This is a genomic window from Nonomuraea sp. NPDC049750 (genome assembly GCF_040659625.1).
In the GTDB taxonomy this organism is placed as follows: domain Bacteria; phylum Actinomycetota; class Actinomycetes; order Streptosporangiales; family Streptosporangiaceae; genus Nonomuraea.
Map to the genome: position 1 here is coordinate 1 of NZ_JBFANB010000073.1, position 1,443 is coordinate 1,443.

Below are 1,443 nucleotides of genomic sequence, written 5' to 3' on the forward strand. Positions count from 1 at the left end.
GGAGCAATGATCGAAACCTGTGGATCTGAGGGGAAGGGGTGTACCTTCCCGAATCATCTGATCAAGGTTTCGAGATAGGCCGACGTTGCCGCGTCGGTCGGGAAGGCACACCCCGTGTCGCTCACCGTAGTGCCCGAACTGCCCGCTGACGACCACTCGCCGACGTCCTCCTCCTCGTTGATCGACCAGATCGTCCGCGAAGGTGCCCGCAAGATGCTGGCCGCCGCGCTACAGGCCGAGGTGGACGCCTACATCGCTGCCTTCGCCGACGAGCGCGATGAGAACGGCCGCCGCCTGGTCGTGCGCAACGGCTACCACGCCCCGCGCCACCTGCTCACTGGCGCGGGCGCGATCGAGGTCAAGGCTCCACGGGTCAACGACAAGCGCACCGACGAGGAGACCGGCGAGCGCCGGCGATTCTCCTCCGCGATCCTGCCCGCCTGGGCGCGCAAGACCCCGCAGGTCACGGAGGTGCTGCCGCTGCTGTACCTGCACGGCCTGTCCTCGGGGGACTTCGTGCCCGCTCTGGGCCAGTTCCTCGGCTCGACGGCGGGCCTGTCCGCGTCGGTGATCACCCGGCTGACCGAGACCTGGAAGGCCGAGCAGCGGGCCTTCGGCGACCGGGACCTGTCCGGGGTGGACTACGTCTATCTGTGGGTGGACGGCATTCACGTCAACATCCGACTGGAGGAGCACAAGCTCTGCCTGCTGGTGATGATCGGCGTGCGCGCCGACGGCCGCAAGGAACTCGTCGCCCTGACCGACGGCTACCGCGAGTCGGCCGAGTCGTGGGCCGACCTGCTGCGTGACTGCAAGCGGCGCGGCATGCGCGCGCCGGTACTCGCGGTCGGGGACGGTGCGCTCGGCTTCTGGTCGGCGCTGGGTGAGGTGTTTCCGCAGACCAGAGCCCAGAGGTGCTGGTTCCACAAGATCGCGAATGTGCTCGGGGCGCTTCCGAAGTCGGCCCACCCGGCGGCCAAGAAGGCGCTGGCGGAGATCTGGAACGCCGAGGACAAGGACCACGCTCTCGCCGCGGTGAAGGACTTCCGGGCCGCCTACGGCACCAAGTACCCCAAGGCGGTGGCCAAGGTAGTCGACGACCTCGACGAGCTGCTGGCCTTCTACGACTATCCCTCAGAGCATTGGGTTCATCTCCGTACGACCAACCCGATCGAGTCGACCTTCGCGACCGTCCGACATCGCACCAAGGTCACCAAGGGGCCGGGCTCACGAGCTGCTGGGCTCGCGATGGCCTTCAAGCTCATCGAGTCGGCGCAGAAGCGCTGGCGCGCAGTCAACGCACCCCACCTCGTCGCCCTGGTCCGCGCCGGAGCGGCCTTCGTCAAGGGCAAGCTCGTCGAGCGGCCGGACGAAGCGCCCTCCGAGGAGGAGTCGCCCATCGCCGCTTAAAAGATCTTGATCCACAAGTATTGACGATTGCTC

The 1,443-nt window shown here is 67.2% G+C and carries 1 protein-coding gene; it reads left to right on the forward strand.

Going from position 1 to position 1,443, the window contains the following annotated elements:
• Positions 1 to 129: 129 nt before the first annotated feature.
• A complete protein-coding gene (locus AB0J16_RS59625) occupies positions 130 to 1,410 on the forward strand; it encodes an IS256 family transposase (protein ID WP_358558316.1) in 1,281 nt (426 codons plus the stop codon).
• The last annotated feature ends 33 nt before the right edge of the window (positions 1,411 to 1,443 follow it).